Raw genomic sequence first — 19,134 nt, 5'->3', positions numbered from 1 at the left:
ATGACTTCAGCCTCGATTCCGGCGGCAACGGACGCGCGAGCGCGTTTTGCCGTCCGGCGCAACCGTCCGGGCGTGCTGCCCGGCTTCGGCATTTCGATGGGCTACGCGCTGCTGTACCTGAGCGTGCTCGTGTTGATTCCCCTGGCGGCGCTGCCGATCAAGAGCGCGTCGCTGGGCTGGCAGGGCTTCTGGGACGCGGTGACGGCGCCACGCGTGCTGGCGTCCTATCAGCTTACCTTCGGCGCCTCGTTGCTGGCGGCGCTGGTGAACCTGGTGTTCGGCACCATCGTGGCCTGGGTGCTGGTGCGCTACCGCTTTCCCGGCAAGAAGATCCTGGACGCGCTGGTGGACCTGCCATTCGCGCTGCCCACCGCCGTGGCCGGCATCGCGCTGACCGCGCTGTACGCCGAAAAGGGCTGGCTGGGCGCGCCGCTGGCCAACTGGTTCGGCCTGAAGGTGGCATTCACGCCGCTGGGCATCGTGATCGCGCTGATCTTCATCGGCGTGCCATTCGTGGTGCGCACGGTGCAGCCGGTGCTGGAAGACATCGAGCGCGAAATCGAGGAGGCTGCCGCCAGCCTTGGCGCCGATCGTTGGCAGACCATCCTCCGCGTGCTGTTGCCGACCCTGTTGCCCGCGCTGATGACCGGCTTTGCGCTGGCGTTCGCCCGCGCCGTCGGGGAGTACGGCTCGGTGGTGTTCATCGCCGGCAACATGCCGATGGTGTCCGAGATCACGCCGCTGCTGATCATCGCCAAGCTGGAGCAGTTCGACTATGCAGGCGCCGCGGCCATCGCCACGGTGATGCTGGGGCTGTCGTTCGTGCTGCTGCTCGTCATCAATCTGCTGCAGGGCTGGCAGGCCCGTCGCGGCCTCGGGAGACAGGCATGAGCGCCACCGACCGTCCGGCTCACCTGACCGAGCCGCGCTGGGTACGCGGCATCCTGCTGTTCCTGGCGTTGGGCTTTCTGGCGCTGTTCCTGCTGGTGCCGCTGGCGGCGGTGTTCGCCGAAGCCTTGCGCAAGGGCTGGCAACTGTACCTGGCGGCCATCGTCGAGTCCGACGCGCTGGCCGCGATCCGGCTGACGCTGCTGGTGGCGGCGATCGCGCTGCCGGTGAACCTGGTTTTCGGCGTGGCCGCGGCCTGGGCCATCACCAAGTTCCAGTTCCGCGGCAAGCAGTTCCTGATCACGCTGATCGATCTGCCGTTCTCGGTGTCGCCGGTGGTGGCCGGTCTGGTGTTCGTGCTGCTGTTCGGCTCCCAGGGCTGGTTCGGCGGCTGGCTGCAGGCGCACGACGTGAAGATCGTCTACGCCGTACCGGGCATCGTTCTGGCCTCGTTGTTCGTGACCTTTCCCTTCGTCGCGCGCGAGCTGATTCCGCTGATGCAGGCGCAGGGCAGCGAGGAAGAACAGGCCGCGCTGACGCTGGGCGCGAACGGCTGGCAGATCTTCTGGCGGGTGACGCTGCCGAACATCAAGTGGGGCCTGCTGTACGGCGCCATCCTGTGCAATGCGCGCGCCATGGGCGAGTTCGGCGCGGTGTCGGTGGTGTCGGGCCAGATCCGCGGCCTGACCAACACCATGACCCTGCATGTGGAGATTCTCTACAACGAATACCAGTATTCGGCGGCATTCGCGGTGGCCTCGCTGTTGGCGCTGTTGGCGTTGGTGACGCTGGTGGCCAAGAACGTGGTCGAGTGGCGCAACGCGCGCTACCTGAAGGCGGCGGAGTTGCCGGTCGAGTATCCCGGGCCGGCGACGGCCATCAAGCCGGCCGTCGCCTGACGCGGCCGGCCAGACGGAGACAAGCATGAGTATCGAGGTTCGCAATCTATCCAAGCGCTTCGGCCAGTTCCGCGCGCTCAATGACGTATCGCTCCACATCGAGACGGGCGAACTGGTGGCGCTGCTGGGGCCTTCGGGCTGCGGCAAGACCACGCTGTTGCGCATCATCGCCGGGCTGGAATCGGCCGACACGGGCAGCGTGCTGTTCGCTGGCGAGGACGCCACCGCGGTCCACGTGCGCCAGCGTCAGGTCGGTTTCGTGTTCCAGCATTACGCGCTGTTCAAGCACATGACGGTGTTCGAGAACGTTGCCTTCGGCCTGCGCGTCAAGCACCGCTCGCAGCGGCCGCCGGAAGACCAGATCCGGCGCAAGGTGCATGACCTGCTGGGCCTGGTGCAGCTGGACTGGCTGGCGGATCGATATCCGGCGCAGCTTTCGGGCGGCCAGCGCCAGCGTATCGCCCTGGCGCGCGCGCTGGCGGTGGAACCGCGCGTGTTGCTGCTGGACGAGCCGTTCGGCGCGCTCGACGCCAAGGTGCGCAAGGAACTGCGGCGCTGGCTGCGTCGCCTGCACGACGAACTGAACGTGGCCAGCGTGTTCGTCACCCATGACCAGGAAGAGGCGCTGGAAGTGGCCGACCGCGTGGTGCTGATGAACGCCGGCAGGATCGAACAGGTCGGCACGCCGCGCGAGGTCTGGGAGGGGCCGGCCACGCCGTTCGTCTACGGCTTTCTGGGCGACGTCAATCAATTGCAGGGCGTGGCGAGCCGCGGGGTCTGGGAAGGCGCCGGGTTGTCGCTTCCGGCGCCCGAGCTGGTGCAGGCCGAGTCGCAACGCGCCACCGCCTACGTGCGACCGCACGAATTCGATATCGAACGCTATCACGCTGGCGGCGCCGGCATCGCGGTGCGCCTGTCGCATGCCTATCTGGCCGGCCCCAGCGCCTACCTGGAATTGGCCAGCCAGGATTCCGACGCCGTCATCGAGGCCGAGGTGCCCGAGCATCTCTATCGCGAACTGGCGCTGCGCGATGGCGACATCCTGCTGGCCCGCCCGCGCCGGGCGCGCGTCTTCGCGGTGCAAGCATGACGGCCGCCGATCTCGCCGCCGGCCTGGCGCCGGCCCTTGCGGTTCGCTGGCACGAACTGATCGCGCGGCTGGCGGACGCGCGCCAGCGCTATCCCGACGCGGCGCTGGCCTCTTCGCTGGCGGCCGAGGACATGGTGCTGACGCACGCCATCTACAGCGCCGGCCTGGACCTGGAGGTCTTCACGCTGGACACCGGCCGGCTGCACGCGGAAACGCTGGGCGTGCTGGACGCGGTGCGCGAACGCTACGGACGCGAGATCACCGTGTATCGACCCGAGTCCGGGGCGGTCGAGCGCCATGTGGCCGAGCACGGCGCCTACGCCTTCTACGAGAGCGTCGAGCTGCGCAAGGCCTGTTGCCAGATCCGCAAGGTCGAGCCGCTCAAGCGCGCGCTGGCCGGACGCGGCGCCTGGATCACCGGGCAGCGGCGCGCGCAATCGACCACGCGCGGTGAACTGCACCTGGAAGAGGACGACGCCACCTTCGGCCTCTACAAGTTCAACCCGCTGGCCGAATGGAGCGAAGAGGATGTCTGGGGCGTGATCCGCGGCCAGGGCATTCCCTACAACCCGCTGCACGACCAGGGCTATCCGTCCATCGGCTGCGAGCCCTGTACCCGCGCCATCCGCCCGGGCGAAGACCTGCGGGCCGGGCGCTGGTGGTGGGAGTCGTCGGACTCCAAGGAATGCGGCCTGCACGCAGGCAACCGGGTCATCGGCATCGTCGCGGAAACCACGCGCGCCTGACTCCCGTCACGTATCAAGAATTCGTTTTAGGGGAATACCTATGTCCGCAGTGATTCAACGCAGCCACCTGGACTGGCTGGAATCGGAAGCCATTTTCATCATGCGCGAGGTGGCGGCCGAGAGCGAGAAGCCCGTGCTGCTGTTCTCGGGCGGCAAAGATTCGGTGGTGCTGCTGCGCCTGGCCGAAAAGGCCTTCCGGCCGGGGCGCTTTCCGTTCCCGCTGATGCACATCGACACCGGCCACAATTTCGACGAGGTCATCGCCTTCCGCGACGCCCGCGCGGCCGAACTGGGCGAGACCCTGATCGTGCGCAGCGTGGAAGACTCGATCAAGCGCGGCAGCGTGGTGCTGCGGCGCGAGACCGACTCGCGCAACGCGGCGCAGGCCGTGACGCTGCTGGAGGCGATCGAGGAATTCGGCTTCGACGCCTGCATCGGCGGCGCCCGCCGCGACGAGGAAAAGGCGCGCGCCAAGGAGCGCATCTTCTCGTTCCGCGACGAGTTCGGCCAGTGGGACCCCAAGGCCCAGCGCCCGGAACTGTGGAACCTGTTCAACACCAAGGTGCACCGCGGCGAGAACATGCGGGTGTTCCCGATCTCCAACTGGACCGAGCTGGACGTCTGGCAGTACATCCAGCGTGAACGGCTGGCGCTGCCGTCGATCTACTTCAGTCACGAGCGCGAAGTGGTGCGGCGCAAGGGTCTGCTGGTGCCGGTCACGCGCCTGACGCCGCCGCAGGACGGCGACACCGTCGAGCGCCTGTCGGTGCGCTTTCGCACAGTGGGCGACATTTCCTGCACCTGCCCGGTGGCCTCGGATGCCGCCGACACTGCCGCCATCATCGCCGAGACAGCGGTGACCGATATCACCGAGCGCGGCGCCACGCGCATGGACGACCAGACTTCCGAGGCCTCGATGGAGCGCCGCAAGAAGGAAGGCTATTTCTGATCGCACGAGTGGCCGGCGCCTGGCCGGCCGACAGGGGACGCATATGAACGCAGTAAACGATTCTTTTCTTTCGGGCACCGACTCGGGCTTGCTGCGCCTGATTACCGCGGGTTCGGTGGACGACGGCAAATCGACGCTGATCGGCCGCCTGCTGTATGACAGCAAGGGCGTGTTCGCCGACCAGCTCGACGCCATCTCGCGCGCCAAGTACAAGCGCGTGGCCGAGGGCGGCATCGACTTCTCCCTGCTGACGGACGGCCTGGAGGCCGAGCGCGAGCAGGGCATCACCATCGATGTGGCCTACCGTTACTTCTCGACCCCGGCGCGCAAGTTCATCATCGCCGACGCGCCCGGCCACGAGCAGTACACCCGCAACATGGTCACCGGCGCCTCCACCGCCGACGTCGCCGTGATCCTGATCGACGCCACCCGCGCGGCCGACGGCAAGCTGCTGCCGCAGACCAAGCGCCACAGCACCATCGCGCGCCTGCTGGGCATCCGCCACATCGTGGTGGCAGTCAACAAGATGGACCTGGTGGATTGGGACCGGGCCGTGTTCACGCGCATCCGCGACGCCTATGCCGACCTGGCGGACAAGCTCGGCATCGCCCACTTCGACGCTCTGCCTTTGTCGGCGCTGAATGGCGACAACGTGGTGACGCTATCGGACAAGACACCGTGGTATGCGGGCCAGCCGTTGCTGACGCTGCTGGAATCGCTCGATCCGGCGGCCGACGGACGTGGCGGGCCGCTGCGCTTTCCGGTGCAATGGGTGGCGCGCCACGATGGCAGTCTGAAGGAGGATTTTCGCGGCTACGCCGGCCGCATCGCCAGCGGCGCGCTGCGTCCAGGCGATGAGATCGTGGTGCAGCCTTCGGGTGTGACCGCTCGCGTGCAGGAAGTGCGCCTGTTCGATCGCGCGCTGGACGTGGCGGTGGCGGGCGACTCGGTGACGCTGGTGCTGGACCGCGACGTCGACGTGTCGCGCGGCGACGTTATCGTGCACGCGGCCACGCCGGCGCAGGTCGCGCGCGAGTTCGAAGCGGAGCTCTGCTGGCTCGATGGGCAGGCGCTCAACCCCGCGCGCAAGTATCTGCTCAAGCATGGCACGCGGCTGACGTCGGCGAAGATCCGCGCTGTGCTCTCGCATCGCGACATCCACGAACTGCAGGAGGTGCAGAACCCCGAAGGCACGCTGCGCATGAACGACATCGGCCGCGTCGCGTTCAGCACGCGCGAGTCGCTGGCGGTCGATCGATATGCCGATGTGCCCGCCACCGGCGCCTTCATCCTGATAGACGAAGCCACGCATCAGACCGCGGCGGCGGGCATGTTCCGGTAAACCGCAAGCGGATCCGGGGCGGGCGTCGCCGGTGGCCGGCCCTGGGTTGTTGTTTTTTATCCAAATTCAATACTGGCGCGGCTCTCCAGGCGATATCGCAAGGTGAAATCGAATTCTCCGGACGCCGTCTTCGTCTTGCGGTAAAGTGGGACTGTCTTACGAAAAGGCTTTTGGTGCTTGTCAAAACCACTGTGTTTTTGTACAGTAGTTTTCATGGCACGCACCGATCATTCTTTTCCCGCCGGTTCTGGGTCCCCGGCTGCCGCCCCCGCCGCCTTGCGCGGTCGGGGTGCGGTTACTAATGTTCGGCATCGCTTCCAGAAAGACGACCGCGCGCAGGTCGACGATGGCTGGTCCGCCTCGGGCCTCCCGGCTGATTTCGTTGATTCTGTCCCCAATATTTCCCCCGATGATTCGTCCGGCCTGACCGATCTGGCCGCCGCTGGCGCTGCGCCCGCGGCCACCGTCATCCCCATCCTGCCCGACGTCCGCCGGGCGCCCGCCGCCCCCAAGACCACCGTCACGGCCGAAGAGGCCCGCAAGATCCTGTCGCGCAACGATTCGCCCGACATCCCCTTCGACGTGGCCGTCAATCCCTACCGGGGCTGCGAGCACGGCTGCGTCTATTGCTACGCCCGCCCGACCCACTCCTACCTGGGCTATTCCCCCGGCCTCGATTTCGAGACCCGGCTGGTGGCCAAGGCCAATGCGGTCGAGGCGCTGCGGGTGGAGATCAGCCGTCCCGGCTACAAGCCCTCGCCCATCAACATCGGCTCGGCCACCGACGCCTACCAGCCCATCGAGCGCGACTGGCGCCTGACGCGCGGCATGCTCGAGCTGATGCTCGAAACCCGCCACCCGGTCACCATCGTCACCAAGAACGCCCTGGTGGCCCGCGACCTCGATCTGCTGGCCGCGCTGGCCGAGCACAAGCTGGTGGTGGTCTACATGAGCATCACCACGCTGGACGCCGACATGGCCCGCACGCTCGAGCCGCGCGCCGCCGCCCCCTGGCGCCGCCTGGAAGCCGTGCGCAACCTGACCGCCGCCGGCGTGCCGGTCGGCGTGCTGGTGGCGCCCGTGATCCCGTTCATCAACGATGACGCCATGGAACATATCCTGCAGGAGTCCAAGGCGGCCGGCGCGCACTACGCCAGCTACACCGTCATCCGCCTGCCCTGGGAAGTCAAGACCCTGTTCGAGGACTGGCTCAACGCCCACTTCCCGGACCGCGCCCAGCGCGTGCTCCATCGCATCGAAGATTTGCGCAACGGCCGCCGCAACGATCCCAACTTCGGTTCGCGCATGCGCGGCACAGGCATCTGGGCCGACCTGCTGCGCCAGCGCTTCGCCGTGGCCATCCGCAAGCTTGGCCTGAACCGCCACCGGCTGGCGCTCGACTGCGACCGCTTCCAGCCGCCGGCGCCCGCCAGCTGGCCTGGCCCCATTCCTTCCGCTGCGTCCGGCGTGGCTGATATCCCCGTTTTCCCATCCCCGGTTGGCGTGCAAGCGTCTTCAGGGGTCCCTTTTTCCAGTGCCGTGCCCGTGGCCGGCGCGTACGGGCGCGGAGCGCGCCAGTTGCGCGCCATGGCCGCGGGGCAATTGTCGTTGTTCGACTGACCCGCGGCCCGTCCCCGGGTTGCCACCGCGGCGTGTCGCCACGGTTCCTGATTGCGCTAAAAGGAGTTCCCCATGAACACCGCTCAACTCTCCGTCCTGCCAGACGACCTGACCGCCGTCTCGTTGTCGCCGCTGCGTCGCGCCGCCCAGCGTGCCCGCGCCTTCGGTGCCCGCTTCACCGGGCTGCCCATGCCATGGACGGGCTTGCCGGCAGGCGGCGCCGGCAAGGGCGTGGCCACGAAACTGGCCTTGCCTGCCGGCCCCGGCGCGGATGCCCCCGCCGAGGTCGAGCCGCGCAAGCGCGAGCGCGAGCGCAGTGGCACCTTGCCGGGCAAGTGGCCGTTTCCGCCGGCCGCCGGGCCGGATACCGCCCCCGTCCGAGGCGCGCGTGAGCGCTGCCTGGGCAACGCCACGGTCGAACCCGTTTCGGATCAGGTCAGCGTGAAAAGCATGGTGCTGGATGTGGTGCTGGTACTGGCATGGGGAGCGATGATTCCCGCCCTCATGTGGTTGGGCGTGGCCGGCGGCTTCTGAGCCGGCCCGAGGCGTAAAGATTCAGGGCGGCGCCGCTGTCCGGGAGGCTCCCGGACGCATCGTGGCGCATCACGCCACCGCGCGCCAGGGAGCCGGTTCACGGTTCAGACCGAGCCCAGCAGCACCACGCCCGCCAGGATCGACAGGCAGCCCGCCAGACGGCCGGGGCCGACTTTCTCGCGCAGCAGGAACATGCCGGCCAAGGTGCCCAGCATCATCGACATTTCCCGCGCCGGGGCCACCAGGCTCAGCGGCGCGCCGTTGCGCAGGGCATACAGCACCAGGATGTAGCCCAGCGGCGACAGCAGGCCCACCGCCAGCGCCAGGTGCCAGTGGCCGCGCATCAGTTCCCACGCCTGGGCGCGGCGCTTCACCATGTGCGGCGTCATCATCGCGGTGCGGGTGACACAGGTGAACCAGTCGAACAGCACCGGGCTGATCAGCAGCACCTTGACGCCATAGGCGTCCACCACGGTGTAGGCGGCGATGAACAGGCCAATTACCATGCCCCAGCGCACACCTACCCAGGCCTGCGCGTTGCGGAAGATCGACAGACGCCCCTGGGTGGCGATCAACAGCACACCTATCACCACGCACAGCATGCCGGCGATGCCGGTCGCGGTGGCCGGTTCGCGCAGCAGCAGGAAGGCGCCGGTGGTCGAGAGCAGGGGACCCGTGCCGCGGGCGATCGGATACACCACCGACAGGTCCGCGACCTGATAGCCGCGTTGCAGGCACAGGCTGTAGCCCAGATGCAACAGGCTGGAGGTCAGGATCGCCCCGACCACGGGCCAGGTCCAGGTCATGCCGTCATGCAGCAGCACCCACACGACCCACGGCGCATATAGCACCGAGGCGCACAGGCCATAGGCGAAGACAAAGGGAGCGCCCACCATGGCCGCGCGTTTGGCAAGCAGATTCCACGTTGCGTGGGCCATCGCCGCCAGGACGACCAATAACAGGGACGAGTACGACATGGGGGGAACAGCGTCTTATGACGTGTTTGTTACAGAAACCGCTAGGGTACCGCAAACCTGCGGGCAGGGCGTCATGTTACGCGAGGCGGTGGTCAATTTTTGGTGTAGAATCATTGGTTTGCCAAATCTCATCCTCTGCTTGCGGTACATGGCCTGGCCTTTCTGGCAGGCGTGAACAATATCGAACGGCAAAGTTTTTTCAGTCCGCAAAGGCATGATGATCTAGGAGTTCTCAATGAACCTTATCGCTATCCTGGAACAGGAAGAGATTGCCCGTCTGACCGGCGGCCAAGCCAAGCCTGAATTTGCTCCTGGTGACACCGTCATCGTGAGCGTGAACGTCGTCGAAGGCACCCGCAAGCGCGTGCAGGCTTTCGAAGGCGTCGTGATCGCCAAGCGCAATCGCGGCCTGAACTCCGCGTTCACCGTGCGCAAGATTTCGTCGGGTGAAGCCGTGGAGCGTACGTTCCAGCTGTACTCGCCGCAAATCGCCGGCATCGAAGTCAAGCGCCGCGGCGACGTGCGCCGCGCCAAGCTGTACTACCTGCGCAACCGCTCGGGCAAGTCGGCGCGTATCAAGGAAAAGCTGGTCAGCAAGCAAGCCTCGGCGGCTTGATCGCTTATCGGCACACGGCCCCACCAGTGTCGGACGCACACGCCATCCCGCGTTTTCGTCCGGCACGGGTTTCCGGGTTAAAAAGGCACCTGCGAGGGTGCCTTTTTCTTTTTTGAAAAGCCGAATGTCTGATTCCTCGTCTTCTGCGCGGCCACGCCGGCCGCTCGTACGGCCCGGGTTCGATCCGGCATCGCAACCCTGGGTAGTCGCCAATGATTCGCTGGTGGCGGTGCCGGCCGGTCTGCTGACGCCCGACCAACTGCGCGGCACGCTCAGCCAGCCGTCCACCTGGACGCTGGAGCTGTCGCGCGACAACGACCTGCGCTACCCCGGACGCGAGGGCGCCCCCGTGCCCGCCGCCGTCCTGATTCCGCTGGTGACGCGCGCCGACGGGGTGCACATCATGCTGACCCAGCGCGCGGCGCACCTGCACGACCACGCGGGCCAGATCAGTTTTCCGGGCGGCCGCATCGAGACCAGCGATGCCACGCCCGTTGCCGCCGCGTTGCGCGAGGCCCAGGAAGAAACCGGACTGCCGGCCAACCATGTCGAGGTACTGGGCAGCATGCCGCCTTACCTGACCGCCACCGGCTTCTCGATCATTCCGGTGGTCTCGCTGGTGACGCCGGGCTTCCAGTTGGCCCCGGACGCGTTCGAAGTGGCCGAAGTATTCGAAGTGCCGCTGTCGTTCCTGATGGACCCGGCCAACCATCGCCTGTACGAGGCACGCTTGGAGGACGGGCGTGTGCGCCACTATTACGGCATGCCGTATGGCCGGCATTTCATCTGGGGCGCCACCGCGGGCATGCTGCGCAACCTTTACCACTTGCTGCGCAACGGCTTCGAGCCGCGTTAGGTCCGGGTAGGTTGGCGCATCGCCGGGCCGTCAGTCAGCCGCTTCAGCTACCTCGAGTCGATTGCCCGCCGGGGGTCGGGGCCCGGGCGCCGCGGCGCTGCCTGCCCGTCGACGGCGCCGCTCGAGCGGGCCGCGCCGGGACGCTGCCAACCGGCGGCTCAATACCGCTGTTGTCCCGCCAGGTTCTCGTCCAGGATGCGCAGGTACAGTGCGTAGCGGGCCGGGTCGATCGCACCGGCTTCCAGCGCCGCGACCACGCCGCAACCCGGTTCTTGGCGATGGGTACAGTTGTAGAAGCGGCAGGATTCGATCGGCGTGGCGAACTCCGGGAAGCCGCGAATGATGTCTTCGCGGCTCAGGTGCTGCAGGCCGAAGGCCTGGAATCCGGGGGAATCGATCAGGTCGCCGCCCGGCGCGGGCAGGTGATAAAGGCGGGTGCTGGTGGTGGTGTGCTTGCCCATGTCCAGCGCTGTCGAGTGCTCGCGGGTGGGCGCGGCGGCGTCCGGCACCAGCGCGTTCAGCAGGGTGGACTTGCCCATGCCGCTTTGCCCCAGCAGCAGGTTGGTGCGGCCGGCCAGGCGCGGCGCCAGCAGCGTGTGGACCTTTTCGGGTTCGAGCGCGCTCAGTTCGATGATGTCCACGCCCAGCGCGGCGATCGGCGCCAGGCGCGCGCGGGCGGCGGGCAGCGCGTCGACGATGTCGGTCTTGTTCAGGATGATCAGCGGGGCGATGCCGGCGCTCCAGGCGCCGGCCAGCGCGCGGCCGGTGAGGTCGTCGGAGAAGGTCGGCTGCACCGCGATCACGATCAGCAGTTGGTCGACGTTGGAGGCGAACTGCTTGGAGCGCATTTCGTCGGAGCGGTACAGCAAGTTGCGGCGCGGCAGGATGGCGTCGATGGCGCCCTCGTCCTGGCCCTGCGGCGTGATGCGGACGCGGTCGCCGACGGCGGCGCCGGCTTTCTTGCCGCGCGGGAAGCATTTGCGCAGGCTGCCATCGGCCAGCTCGACGGTGTAGTGGCGGCCGTGCGCCGCGATGATGCGGCCTTCGTTGGCGGCGTTGGCTGGCGCGCTGCCTTGGGGCGCGTCCTGGAAGGCGGCCTTGTTGCGGTCGTTGCTGCTCATGCCGCGGGTGCCGTCAGGTGGCGGATGCGCACGGCGGCGGGCGGATGGCTGTCGTAGAAGGCGGAGTGCACGGGATCGGGCGTCAGGGTGGCGGCGTTGTCGTCGTAGAGCTTGACCAGGGCGGAGACCAGGCGGTCCGGCGAACTCTGCTCGGCCGCGTAGCGGTCGGCCTCGAACTCGTCGCGGCGCGAGTACCAACTGGCCAGCGGCGTGAAGACGAAGGTGAATACGGGAATGACCAGGAAGAACAGCAGCAGCGCCATGGCGTCGTTGCGGCCGCCCAATTGGGGCAGCACGCCCAGACCGACGTAGAACCAGGGTTGCTGTGCGACCCAGCCCAGGATGGCGAAAAAGCCCAGCGCGGCGGCGAAGCTAAAGAGAATGCGCTTGATGATGTGGCGCTTGGCGAAGTGGCCGAGCTCGTGCGCCAGCACGGCCTCGATCTCGTCGGCGTTCAGGCGCGCCAGCAGGGTGTCGAAGAACACGATGCGGCGCGAGCGGCCGAAGCCGGTGAAATAGGCGTTGCCGTGGGCCGACCGGCGCGAGCCGTCCATTACGAACAGGCCATTGAGCGCAAAGCCGCAACGTTGCGCCAGCCGCTGGATGCGCCCGGCCAGTTCCGGGTCGGACAGCGGCGTGAACTTGTTGAACAGCGGCGCGATGAACATCGGATAGACGATGAGCAGGGCCAGGTTGAAACCCGTCCACAATGCCCAGGCCCAGATCCACCAGTATTGACCCGCGCTGCCCATCAGCCACAACACGGCGGCGGCCAGCGGCAGGCCGAGCGCGGCTGCCACCAGCAGCCCTTTCACCGCGTCGGAGATGAAAAGCTCGGGTGTCATGCGGTTGAAACCGAAACGCGCTTCCAGCTTGAACTGGCGCCAGAGCGTGAAGGGCAGGCCCAGCAGGCCCAGCAGCAGCGCCACCGCCACCAGCAGCAGCATCTGCCGTAGGAAATCATTGCTGGTAAGCTGGCCCACCATCAGGTCGATGGCCTGCAATCCGCCCAGCAGCGTCAGGCCGATCAGCAGAATGGCGTCGTAGGTGCGTTCGAACATGCCAAGCCTGACCCGGGCCACCGTATAGTCGGCCGCGCGCTGGTGGCTGGCCAGGCCGATACGATGGGAGAATTCCGGCGGCACCTGGTCGCGATGGCGCGCCACGTGGCGGATCTGGCGGCTGGCCAGCCACATGCGCACGGCGATATCGGTCAGCAGGAAGGCAACGAACAGCAGTGTGAACATGGGCGACGCGGCTGGCTCAAAAAGGGATGTGCGAAAATCGGTTGTTTGAAAATCGCGAGTTTTATAGGCAAATTATATGGCTGTGAACGAAAACCGCCTGGTCTGGCTGGACATGGAAATGACCGGCCTGGACCCTGAAAAAGAACGCATCATCGAGGTTGCCGTGGTGGTCACCGAGCCGGACCTGACCGTGGTCGCCGAAGGCCCCGTGCTGGTTGTGCACCAGCCCGACAGCCTGCTCGAGGCCATGGATAGCTGGAACAAGTCCACCCACGGCAAAAGCGGCCTGATCGACAAGGTCCGCGCCTCCACAATCTCCGAAGCGCAGGCAGAGGATACGCTGTTGGCGTTTCTTGCGCAGCACGTGCCTGCGGGCAAGTCGCCGCTGTGCGGCAACACCATCAGCCAGGACCGTCGCTTCATGTTCGCTTACATGCCGCGCCTGGAGCAGTTCTTCCATTACCGCAACCTGGATGTCAGCACGCTCAAGGAACTGGCGCGCCGCTGGGCGCCGGCCGTGTACAAGGGCTTCGAGAAGAAGAGCCGCCACGAAGCGCTGGCCGACATCTACGAGTCGATCGACGAACTGAAGTACTACCGCGAACACTTCCTGAAGGTGTAAGCCGCCCACGGGCGGCAGCCTGCGAGCCGCCATGTCTCCGTCCTATCCCGTTGCCGTCATTCGCGCCGCCGAACTCGAGGCCCTGGCCCGGGGGCGGCGGCTCATGCCGCTGGCCGGCGCGGCCGCGGCGCGTTTCGTCGCGGCCCGGTTCGCGCCGGGAACCAGGGTGCTGGCGCTGGCTGGTCCGGGCAACAATGGCGGCGATGCCCTGGTGGCGGCAACCCGTCTGCGTGAAGCGGGGTACGACGTGCAGGTTGTACTTCCCTCGGGCGCGCAATCCCTGCCTGCCGACGCTGCGCTGGCCTACGCCGGCTGGATCGCGGCGGGTGGCGCCATCTGCCGAGATTTGACGCTGGATGCGGTGCCGGCGCTGGTCATCGACGGTCTGTTCGGCATCGGCCTGAACCGTCCCCTGGAGCCGGCGTGGCAGGCTTTGGTGGACCGCGTCAACGCCTGGAACGTGCCAGTGCTGGCGCTGGACGTGCCCAGCGGCATCGATGCCGACAGCGGCGAAGCCCTGGGCCGGCCGATCCGGGCGCGTTGGACGCTGTCCTTCATTGGCCGGGCAAGGGGGCTGGCGAAGGCGGGCGCGGATGTCGTCGGTGAGTCCTGCCTGGAGACGCTGGGCGTGACCCTGCCGCAGGCCTGCCAAGGGTTCTGACCCCTGAGGGCGCGTGTTTTGCTGTCCTGATACGCTGCGCGAGGCGATGGCCCGCGCCGATGGGCGGATTGTGCCGCGCTTCAGGCCGGCCGCCCGCCGAAACGCGTGGCGATGTCGGCGGCCAAGGGCGTATAGCGTTCATTGTCGCGGCCGGCCAGGGTGTTCAGATGTGCTTCCGAGGCGTCGAACACCTGCCAATAGATGCGGCCACAGATGTCGCGGGCGGCATGGCCCGGCCAATTGTCCGGCAGCATCGGCCCGGGCAGTTGCGGATCGTGCAGCACGATCCGACGCCAATTGTGCAGCAGCAGGACACGCGCGATGAAGGCGTCGGCTGGCGACGGTGGCGTGTCCAGTAGTTTTTCCAAAGGTCCGAAATTGCGGCTGAATTGCCGGTATTGTTCGGCCACGTCGTCCAGGTTCCAGCATTGCGCGGCCAGGCTGGCTATCGGCAGGCCGCCGGCGCCGGCCAGATCGCGCGCCGACAGCACCAGCGCCTTGTCCGGAATCCCCAGCTTCTCCAGGATGTCATGCGCCGCCCGGGCTTCGGTGTGCGGATGGGCGAACAGCCCGGGCGCGATCATGCCGAATCCTTCCCAGACCAGTTCGCGGCGCAACTCGGCTCGCTCGGCCAGTCCGTTGCCCGTGCGCGGCAGCGCCACCAGCGTCCATTCCCCGTTCCATTCCTGTGGCGCGCCCTCGTAGATGCGCTGCGAGGCGTGCGCCGTGTGACGCTGGCCTTGCTCGGAAATCAGGTAGAGGCTGCGGCGGCCATGGCGCTCGGATTGCAGCCAGTTCTGGGCCACCAGCCGGAACACGCTGGTACGCAACAGGCGCTCGTTGATACCCAACGGCGCCAACAGCTCGATCAGGTCGCCCAGCCAGATGGCGCCGCCATGGGGAGCCAGGGCGTCGCCCAGCAGGCTGACGCACAGCGATTTTGCGCGCGGAGGATCGCTCTTGATCAGGCGTGACAGGTAACGGTCCAGGGGCGACTGAGGGTTTGCCATAAGGGGGGCCGCAAGCGGCCGATATCGGGATCCTGGATATGATACATAAATCCAATGTGATACAGATTTGAGTTTGACAATGGATTTTTTGTATTAAATAATCCGACCATGACATGACGGCCCTGCGCGGCGTTTGCTTTGCGCTATCGCAAACCGTCTCAAGGAGACAGACATGTACGCTCAACTCGTCGAAACCGGCGTCAAGCAGGTCAAGACCGCGGACCAGCTCGAAGGCCGCGAACAGACGTTCCAGCGCCGCATCGACGAAGGCGTGCGGATCGAGGCCAAGGACTGGATGCCCGAGGCCTACCGCAAGACCCTGGTGCGGCAGATCTCGCAGCACGCCCACTCCGAAATCGTCGGCATGCTGCCGGAAGGCAACTGGATCACCCGCGCGCCGTCGCTCAAGCGCAAGGCCATCCTGCTGGCCAAGGTGCAGGACGAAGCCGGCCACGGCCTCTACCTGTACAGCGCCGCCGAGACCCTGGGCGTGTCGCGCGACGACCTGATCGACGACCTGCACGCCGGCCGTGCCAAGTACTCCAGCATCTTCAATTACCCCACGCTCAGTTGGGCCGACATCGGCATGATCGGCTGGCTGGTCGACGGCTCGGCCATCATCAACCAGATTCCGCTGTGCCGCTGCTCCTATGGCCCCTACGCCCGCGCCATGGTGCGGGTCTGTAAGGAGGAGTCCTTCCACCAGCGCCAGGGCTACGACCTGCTGATGCAGATGTGCCTGCACGGCACGCCCGAACAGAAGGCCATGGTGCAGGACTCGTTGAACCGCTGGTGGTGGCCGGCGCTGATGATGTTCGGCCCCTCGGACGCCGACTCGCCCAACAGCGCCCAGTCCATGGCCTGGAAGATCAAGCTGTTCTCCAACGACGAACTGCGCCAGAAGATGGTCGACCAGACCGTGCCGCAGGCCGAATACCTGGGCCTGACCATTCCCGATCCCGACCTGAAGTGGAACGCCGAGCGCGGCCACTATGATTTCGGCGAAATCGACTGGGCCGAGTTCTATGCCGTACTCAAGGGCAATGGTCCGTGCAACCGCGAGCGCCTGGCGGCACGCGTCAAGGCGCACGAAGACGGCGCCTGGGTGCGCGACGCGCTGGTCGCCTACGCCGACAAGCAGGCCGAGCGCAAGGCGGCCTGAGCCTGGCCGGGCGGCGCCCGGCCTTCCAACTCCTTACTCATCCATTACCCGGGGCGGCACGCGCGCCCGGCATCCGAGGATATCCATCATGAGCAAAGACTGGCCTCTGTGGGAAGTGTTCATCCGCAGCCAGCACGGCCTGGCGCACAAGCACGTCGGCAGCCTGCACGCGCCCGACGCCGAAATGGCGATCAACCACGCCCGCGACGTCTACACCCGCCGCAACGAAGGCCTGAGCATCTGGGTGGTGCGGGCTTCCGACATTTCCGCCAGCAGCCCGGGCGACAAGGATCCCTTGTTCGAGCCGGCCAACAGCAAGGTCTACCGGCATCCCACGTTCTTTCCGATGCCTGAAGAAATCAAGCACATGTAAGGCGGTGGGGGAGACATGGACAAGACTTTCTTCGAATATCTGCTGCGCCTGGGCGACACCACGCTGATCCTGTCGCAACGCCTGGGCGCCTGGACCGGCCACGGCCCGATCCTGGAAGAGGACCTGGCGCTGACCAACACCGCGCTCGACCTGCTGGGCCAGGCCCGCATGTGGCTGACGCTGGCCGGCGAGGTCGAAGGCGCTGGCCGCGACGAAGACGCGCTGGCCTATCTGCGCGATGCCCATCAGTTCCACAATGCGCTGCTGGTCGAGCGGCCCAACGGCAACTACGCCGACACCATGGCGCGCCAGTTCCTGTTCGACGTCTGGCACTACTTCCTCTTGCAGCGCCTGGCGCAATCGTCCGACGAGCGCGTGGCCGGCATCGCCGCCAAGTCGCTCAAGGAAGTGACCTACCACGTGCGCCGTTCGTCGGACATGGTGGTGCGCCTGGGTGATGGCACCGAGACCAGCCACGCCAGGATGCAGGCGGCGATCGACGACGCCTGGCGCTTCACCGGCGAGCTGTTCACCGACGACGCGATCGACCAGGACCTGGCGGCGCGCGGCATCGGCTGTGAGCTGGCCGCGCTGCGCGCGCCCTGGGAACAGCACGTGCGGGAAGTGCTGGCCGAAGCCACGCTGACCATGCCCGATGCCACCGCCGCCGATCATCCGGCCCACCGTGGCGGGCGCCAGGGCAAGCACACCGAGGAGCTGGGCTACGTCCTGGCTGAAATGCAGTACCTGCCGCGCGCCTATCCGGGAGCCAAGTGGTGAACGCCATCGCGCCCGTGTCCATCGAGCAGGTCTACGCCTGGCTGCAGGAGGTCCCCGATCCGGAGATCCCCGTGCTGTCGGTGGTGGACCTGGGCGTGGTGCGGGACGTGTCGTTCGACGCCGACGCCTGCGTCGTCGTCATCACGCCGACCTACTCGGGCTGCCCCGCGATGCGCGAGATCACCGAGGACATCCGCCAGGTGCTGGCGCGCCACGGCATCGGCGAGGTGCGCGTCGAGACGCGCCTGTCGCCCGCCTGGACCACCGACTGGATGAGCGAGAAGGGCCGCGCCGCGCTCAAGGACTACGGCATCGCCGCGCCCGCGCAGCAGGCCATCGACATCTCCGGCATCAGCCGGCGCAATGCCGGGCCCGCCATCGAGTGCCCGCGCTGCGGTTCGCGTGATACGCGCCTGGTCAGCAATTTTGGATCGACCTCGTGCAAGGCGCTGTACCGCTGCGTCAGCTGCCGCGAGCCGTTCGATTATTTCAAGACTCACTGAGAGTGGTTTCGAGAATGAGCCCGAATCAATTCCACCCCCTGAAAGTGGCCTCGGTGGCGCGCAACACGCGCGACGCGGTGGTCGTGACGTTCGACCTGCCCGACACGCTGGCCGACGAGTTCGCCTTCCTGCCGGGCCAATATCTGACGCTGCGCACGCAGCTCAACGGCGAGGAGCTGCGCCGATCCTATTCGATCTGTTCGGCGCCGCGCGACAAGCTGCTGCGCGTGGCGATCAAGAAGGTCGACGAGGGCGTCTTCTCGAGCTGGGCCAACCACGAGCTGCAGCCCGGTCAGACGCTGGAAGTGATGGCGCCGGCCGGCAACTTCACCGTCGACTTCGCGCCTGAAAACCAGCGCCACTATGTTGCCTTCGCCGTCGGCAGCGGCATCACTCCGGTGTTCTCGCTGGTCAAGACCGCGCTGTCGACGGAGCCGAACAGCAAGTTCACGCTGTTCTTCGGCAACCGCGCCTCGTCGGCGGTGCTGTTCCGCGAAGAGATCGAGGACCTGAAGAACCTGTACATGGACCGCTTCTCGCTGGTCTACGTCATGAGCCGCGAAACCCAGGACATCGAGCTGTTCAACGGCCGCCTGGATGGCGACAAGGTCGACCAGCTGATGTCGGCCTGGATGAGCCCCGAGGATATCGACTACGCTTTTGTCTGCGGTCCGCAGACCATGACCGAGAGCGTGGTCGAGCGGCTGCAGGCCCGCGGCATCCCGAAGGCGAACATCAAGTTCGAACTGTTCGGCGCCCCGAAGGGGCCGCGCGCGTTGCGCACGGGGCAGGACGCCCGCCAGGCGCCCGGCAAGGGCCAGTGCGAGGTGACCGTGGTGCAGGACGGCCATAGCCGCAAGTTCGTGATCGACAAGAACAAAGACAGCGTGCTGGATTCGGCGCTGGCGCAGGGTATCGAGCTGCCGTATTCGTGCAAGGGCGGGGTGTGTTCCACCTGCCGCTGCAAGGTGGTCGAGGGCGAAGTGGACATGGATGCCAACTTCGCCCTGGAAGACTACGAAGTGGCGCGAGGCTTTATTCTGAGCTGCCAGAGCTTTCCGGTCAGCGACCGCCTGTTGATCGACTTCGACCAGGAAACCTGACCCGGCGCGCGCCAGTCATACCCCTATTCCATTTG

At 66.7% G+C, this 19,134-nt stretch carries 21 protein-coding genes; 17 read left to right on the top strand and 4 right to left on the bottom strand.

What is annotated here, in order from left to right; genetic code table 11:
* From cysT to AC6LKG_RS19045, 8 genes are all read left to right on the top strand, one after another.
* Window positions 1-891, top strand: a complete 891-nt coding sequence (gene cysT / locus AC6LKG_RS19080) for a sulfate ABC transporter permease subunit CysT (protein WP_498166940.1) — start codon at window positions 1-3, stop codon at window positions 889-891.
* The gene (gene cysW / locus AC6LKG_RS19075) at window positions 888-1,787 is read left to right on the top strand and encodes a sulfate ABC transporter permease subunit CysW (protein ID WP_498166915.1); all 900 of its coding nucleotides are present in this window, start codon (window positions 888-890) and stop codon (window positions 1,785-1,787) included. The genes cysT and cysW overlap by 4 nt, the downstream gene beginning before the upstream one ends.
* 25 nt (window positions 1,788-1,812) lie before the next feature.
* Window positions 1,813-2,877: a sulfate/molybdate ABC transporter ATP-binding protein gene (locus AC6LKG_RS19070; RefSeq protein ID WP_498166912.1), complete on the top strand. Its 1,065-nt coding sequence runs from the start codon at window positions 1,813-1,815 to the stop codon at window positions 2,875-2,877.
* Window positions 2,874-3,623: a phosphoadenylyl-sulfate reductase gene (locus AC6LKG_RS19065; RefSeq protein ID WP_498166909.1), complete on the top strand. Its 750-nt coding sequence runs from the start codon at window positions 2,874-2,876 to the stop codon at window positions 3,621-3,623. Before AC6LKG_RS19070 ends, AC6LKG_RS19065 begins: the two co-directional genes overlap by 4 nt.
* Before the next feature lie 40 nt (window positions 3,624-3,663).
* Window positions 3,664-4,572 carry a sulfate adenylyltransferase subunit CysD gene (gene cysD / locus AC6LKG_RS19060; protein WP_064526919.1) on the top strand — a complete coding sequence of 303 codons (909 nt, stop codon included), beginning with the start codon at window positions 3,664-3,666 and terminating at the stop codon, window positions 4,570-4,572.
* Between the two features lie 43 nt (window positions 4,573-4,615).
* A complete protein-coding gene (locus AC6LKG_RS19055; RefSeq protein ID WP_498166907.1) occupies window positions 4,616-5,914 on the top strand; it encodes a sulfate adenylyltransferase subunit 1 in 1,299 nt (432 codons plus the stop codon).
* Window positions 5,915-6,127: 213 nt separating this feature from the next.
* On the top strand, window positions 6,128-7,534 hold the full coding sequence (locus AC6LKG_RS19050) for a PA0069 family radical SAM protein (RefSeq protein ID WP_498166904.1): 1,407 nt from the start codon (window positions 6,128-6,130) through the stop codon (window positions 7,532-7,534).
* 72 nt (window positions 7,535-7,606) lie between these two features.
* A complete protein-coding gene (locus AC6LKG_RS19045; RefSeq protein WP_498166902.1) occupies window positions 7,607-8,068 on the top strand; it encodes a hypothetical protein in 462 nt (153 codons plus the stop codon).
* A 104-nt stretch (window positions 8,069-8,172) separates the two neighbouring features.
* Here AC6LKG_RS19045 and AC6LKG_RS19040 read toward each other — a convergent pair whose 3' ends face one another.
* Window positions 8,173-9,045 carry an EamA family transporter gene (locus tag AC6LKG_RS19040; protein WP_498166899.1) on the bottom strand — a complete coding sequence of 291 codons (873 nt, stop codon included), beginning with the start codon at window positions 9,043-9,045 and terminating at the stop codon, window positions 8,173-8,175.
* A gap of 235 nt (window positions 9,046-9,280) precedes the next feature.
* Between AC6LKG_RS19040 and rplS the strand changes: the two genes are divergently transcribed.
* Window positions 9,281-9,661: a 50S ribosomal protein L19 gene (gene rplS / locus AC6LKG_RS19035; RefSeq protein WP_006218237.1), complete on the top strand. Its 381-nt coding sequence runs from the start codon at window positions 9,281-9,283 to the stop codon at window positions 9,659-9,661.
* A gap of 124 nt (window positions 9,662-9,785) precedes the next feature.
* Window positions 9,786-10,517 carry a CoA pyrophosphatase gene (locus AC6LKG_RS19030; protein ID WP_498166897.1) on the top strand — a complete coding sequence of 244 codons (732 nt, stop codon included), beginning with the start codon at window positions 9,786-9,788 and terminating at the stop codon, window positions 10,515-10,517.
* 158 nt (window positions 10,518-10,675) lie between these two features.
* Here AC6LKG_RS19030 and rsgA read toward each other — a convergent pair whose 3' ends face one another.
* Together rsgA and AC6LKG_RS19020 are read right to left on the bottom strand one after the other, a co-directional pair.
* Window positions 10,676-11,638, bottom strand: coding sequence for a ribosome small subunit-dependent GTPase A (gene rsgA / locus AC6LKG_RS19025; protein WP_498166895.1), 963 nt, complete (start codon window positions 11,636-11,638; stop codon window positions 10,676-10,678).
* Complete coding sequence (locus AC6LKG_RS19020; protein ID WP_498166892.1) at window positions 11,635-12,885, bottom strand: M48 family metallopeptidase; 1,251 nt, start codon at window positions 12,883-12,885, stop codon at window positions 11,635-11,637. The genes rsgA and AC6LKG_RS19020 overlap by 4 nt, the downstream gene beginning before the upstream one ends.
* A 76-nt stretch (window positions 12,886-12,961) precedes the next feature.
* Between AC6LKG_RS19020 and orn the strand changes: the two genes are divergently transcribed.
* Complete coding sequence (gene orn / locus AC6LKG_RS19015) at window positions 12,962-13,507, top strand: oligoribonuclease (RefSeq protein WP_498166889.1); 546 nt, start codon at window positions 12,962-12,964, stop codon at window positions 13,505-13,507.
* A gap of 31 nt (window positions 13,508-13,538) precedes the next feature.
* Window positions 13,539-14,168, top strand: a complete 630-nt coding sequence (locus AC6LKG_RS19010; RefSeq protein ID WP_498166887.1) for an NAD(P)H-hydrate epimerase — start codon at window positions 13,539-13,541, stop codon at window positions 14,166-14,168.
* Window positions 14,169-14,248: 80 nt separating this feature from the next.
* Here the strand turns inward: AC6LKG_RS19010 and paaX are convergent, their stop codons facing one another.
* Window positions 14,249-15,178, bottom strand: a complete 930-nt coding sequence (paaX, locus tag AC6LKG_RS19005; protein ID WP_498166885.1) for a phenylacetic acid degradation operon negative regulatory protein PaaX — start codon at window positions 15,176-15,178, stop codon at window positions 14,249-14,251.
* Window positions 15,179-15,350: 172 nt separating this feature from the next.
* On the opposite strand from paaX, the gene paaA reads away from it, so the two are divergent.
* The 5 genes from paaA (at window position 15,351) to paaE (ending at window position 19,099) form a co-directional block, all read left to right on the top strand.
* A complete protein-coding gene (gene paaA, locus AC6LKG_RS19000) occupies window positions 15,351-16,340 on the top strand; it encodes a 1,2-phenylacetyl-CoA epoxidase subunit PaaA (RefSeq protein WP_498166883.1) in 990 nt (329 codons plus the stop codon).
* Between the two features lie 88 nt (window positions 16,341-16,428).
* Complete coding sequence (gene paaB, locus AC6LKG_RS18995) at window positions 16,429-16,713, top strand: 1,2-phenylacetyl-CoA epoxidase subunit PaaB (protein WP_006388300.1); 285 nt, start codon at window positions 16,429-16,431, stop codon at window positions 16,711-16,713.
* A gap of 15 nt (window positions 16,714-16,728) precedes the next feature.
* Window positions 16,729-17,493 (top strand): 1,2-phenylacetyl-CoA epoxidase subunit PaaC, encoded by a 765-nt coding sequence (paaC, locus tag AC6LKG_RS18990; RefSeq protein ID WP_498166880.1) that lies wholly within the window; start codon window positions 16,729-16,731, stop codon window positions 17,491-17,493.
* Window positions 17,487-17,996: a 1,2-phenylacetyl-CoA epoxidase subunit PaaD gene (gene paaD / locus AC6LKG_RS18985; RefSeq protein WP_498166878.1), complete on the top strand. Its 510-nt coding sequence runs from the start codon at window positions 17,487-17,489 to the stop codon at window positions 17,994-17,996. Before paaC ends, paaD begins: the two co-directional genes overlap by 7 nt.
* Window positions 17,997-18,010: 14 nt before the next feature.
* Complete coding sequence (gene paaE / locus AC6LKG_RS18980; protein ID WP_498166875.1) at window positions 18,011-19,099, top strand: 1,2-phenylacetyl-CoA epoxidase subunit PaaE; 1,089 nt, start codon at window positions 18,011-18,013, stop codon at window positions 19,097-19,099.
* Window positions 19,100-19,134: the final 35 nt, after the last annotated feature.

The sequence above is a fragment of the Achromobacter sp. 46006 genome (assembly GCF_059761975.1).
Note: the sequence above shows the minus strand (reverse complement) of the source record. Positions and strands in the feature narration are given on the sequence as shown.

Excerpts from the sequence above, each read along its gene's own strand:
- AC6LKG_RS19020 (WP_498166892.1), bottom strand. The coding sequence starts at position 12,885 with ATGTTCACACTGCTGTTCGTTGCCTTCCTGCTGACCGATATCGCCGTG.
- orn (WP_498166889.1), top strand. The coding sequence starts at position 12,962 with ATGGCTGTGAACGAAAACCGCCTGGTCTGGCTGGACATGGAAATGACC.
- AC6LKG_RS19010 (WP_498166887.1), top strand. The coding sequence starts at position 13,539 with ATGTCTCCGTCCTATCCCGTTGCCGTCATTCGCGCCGCCGAACTCGAG.
- paaA (WP_498166883.1), top strand. The coding sequence starts at position 15,351 with ATGTACGCTCAACTCGTCGAAACCGGCGTCAAGCAGGTCAAGACCGCG.
- AC6LKG_RS19070 (WP_498166912.1), top strand. The coding sequence starts at position 1,813 with ATGAGTATCGAGGTTCGCAATCTATCCAAGCGCTTCGGCCAGTTCCGC.
- paaE (WP_498166875.1), top strand. The coding sequence starts at position 18,011 with ATGAGCCCGAATCAATTCCACCCCCTGAAAGTGGCCTCGGTGGCGCGC.
- AC6LKG_RS19050 (WP_498166904.1), top strand. The coding sequence starts at position 6,128 with ATGGCACGCACCGATCATTCTTTTCCCGCCGGTTCTGGGTCCCCGGCT.
- cysD (WP_064526919.1), top strand. The coding sequence starts at position 3,664 with ATGTCCGCAGTGATTCAACGCAGCCACCTGGACTGGCTGGAATCGGAA.
- rsgA (WP_498166895.1), bottom strand. The coding sequence starts at position 11,638 with ATGAGCAGCAACGACCGCAACAAGGCCGCCTTCCAGGACGCGCCCCAA.
- AC6LKG_RS19045 (WP_498166902.1), top strand. The coding sequence starts at position 7,607 with ATGAACACCGCTCAACTCTCCGTCCTGCCAGACGACCTGACCGCCGTC.
- AC6LKG_RS19055 (WP_498166907.1), top strand. The coding sequence starts at position 4,616 with ATGAACGCAGTAAACGATTCTTTTCTTTCGGGCACCGACTCGGGCTTG.
- paaX (WP_498166885.1), bottom strand. The coding sequence starts at position 15,178 with ATGGCAAACCCTCAGTCGCCCCTGGACCGTTACCTGTCACGCCTGATC.
- rplS (WP_006218237.1), top strand. The coding sequence starts at position 9,281 with ATGAACCTTATCGCTATCCTGGAACAGGAAGAGATTGCCCGTCTGACC.
- cysW (WP_498166915.1), top strand. The coding sequence starts at position 888 with ATGAGCGCCACCGACCGTCCGGCTCACCTGACCGAGCCGCGCTGGGTA.
- paaB (WP_006388300.1), top strand. The coding sequence starts at position 16,429 with ATGAGCAAAGACTGGCCTCTGTGGGAAGTGTTCATCCGCAGCCAGCAC.
- cysT (WP_498166940.1), top strand. The coding sequence starts at position 1 with ATGACTTCAGCCTCGATTCCGGCGGCAACGGACGCGCGAGCGCGTTTT.
- AC6LKG_RS19040 (WP_498166899.1), bottom strand. The coding sequence starts at position 9,045 with ATGTCGTACTCGTCCCTGTTATTGGTCGTCCTGGCGGCGATGGCCCAC.
- AC6LKG_RS19065 (WP_498166909.1), top strand. The coding sequence starts at position 2,874 with ATGACGGCCGCCGATCTCGCCGCCGGCCTGGCGCCGGCCCTTGCGGTT.
- paaC (WP_498166880.1), top strand. The coding sequence starts at position 16,729 with ATGGACAAGACTTTCTTCGAATATCTGCTGCGCCTGGGCGACACCACG.
- AC6LKG_RS19030 (WP_498166897.1), top strand. The coding sequence starts at position 9,786 with ATGTCTGATTCCTCGTCTTCTGCGCGGCCACGCCGGCCGCTCGTACGG.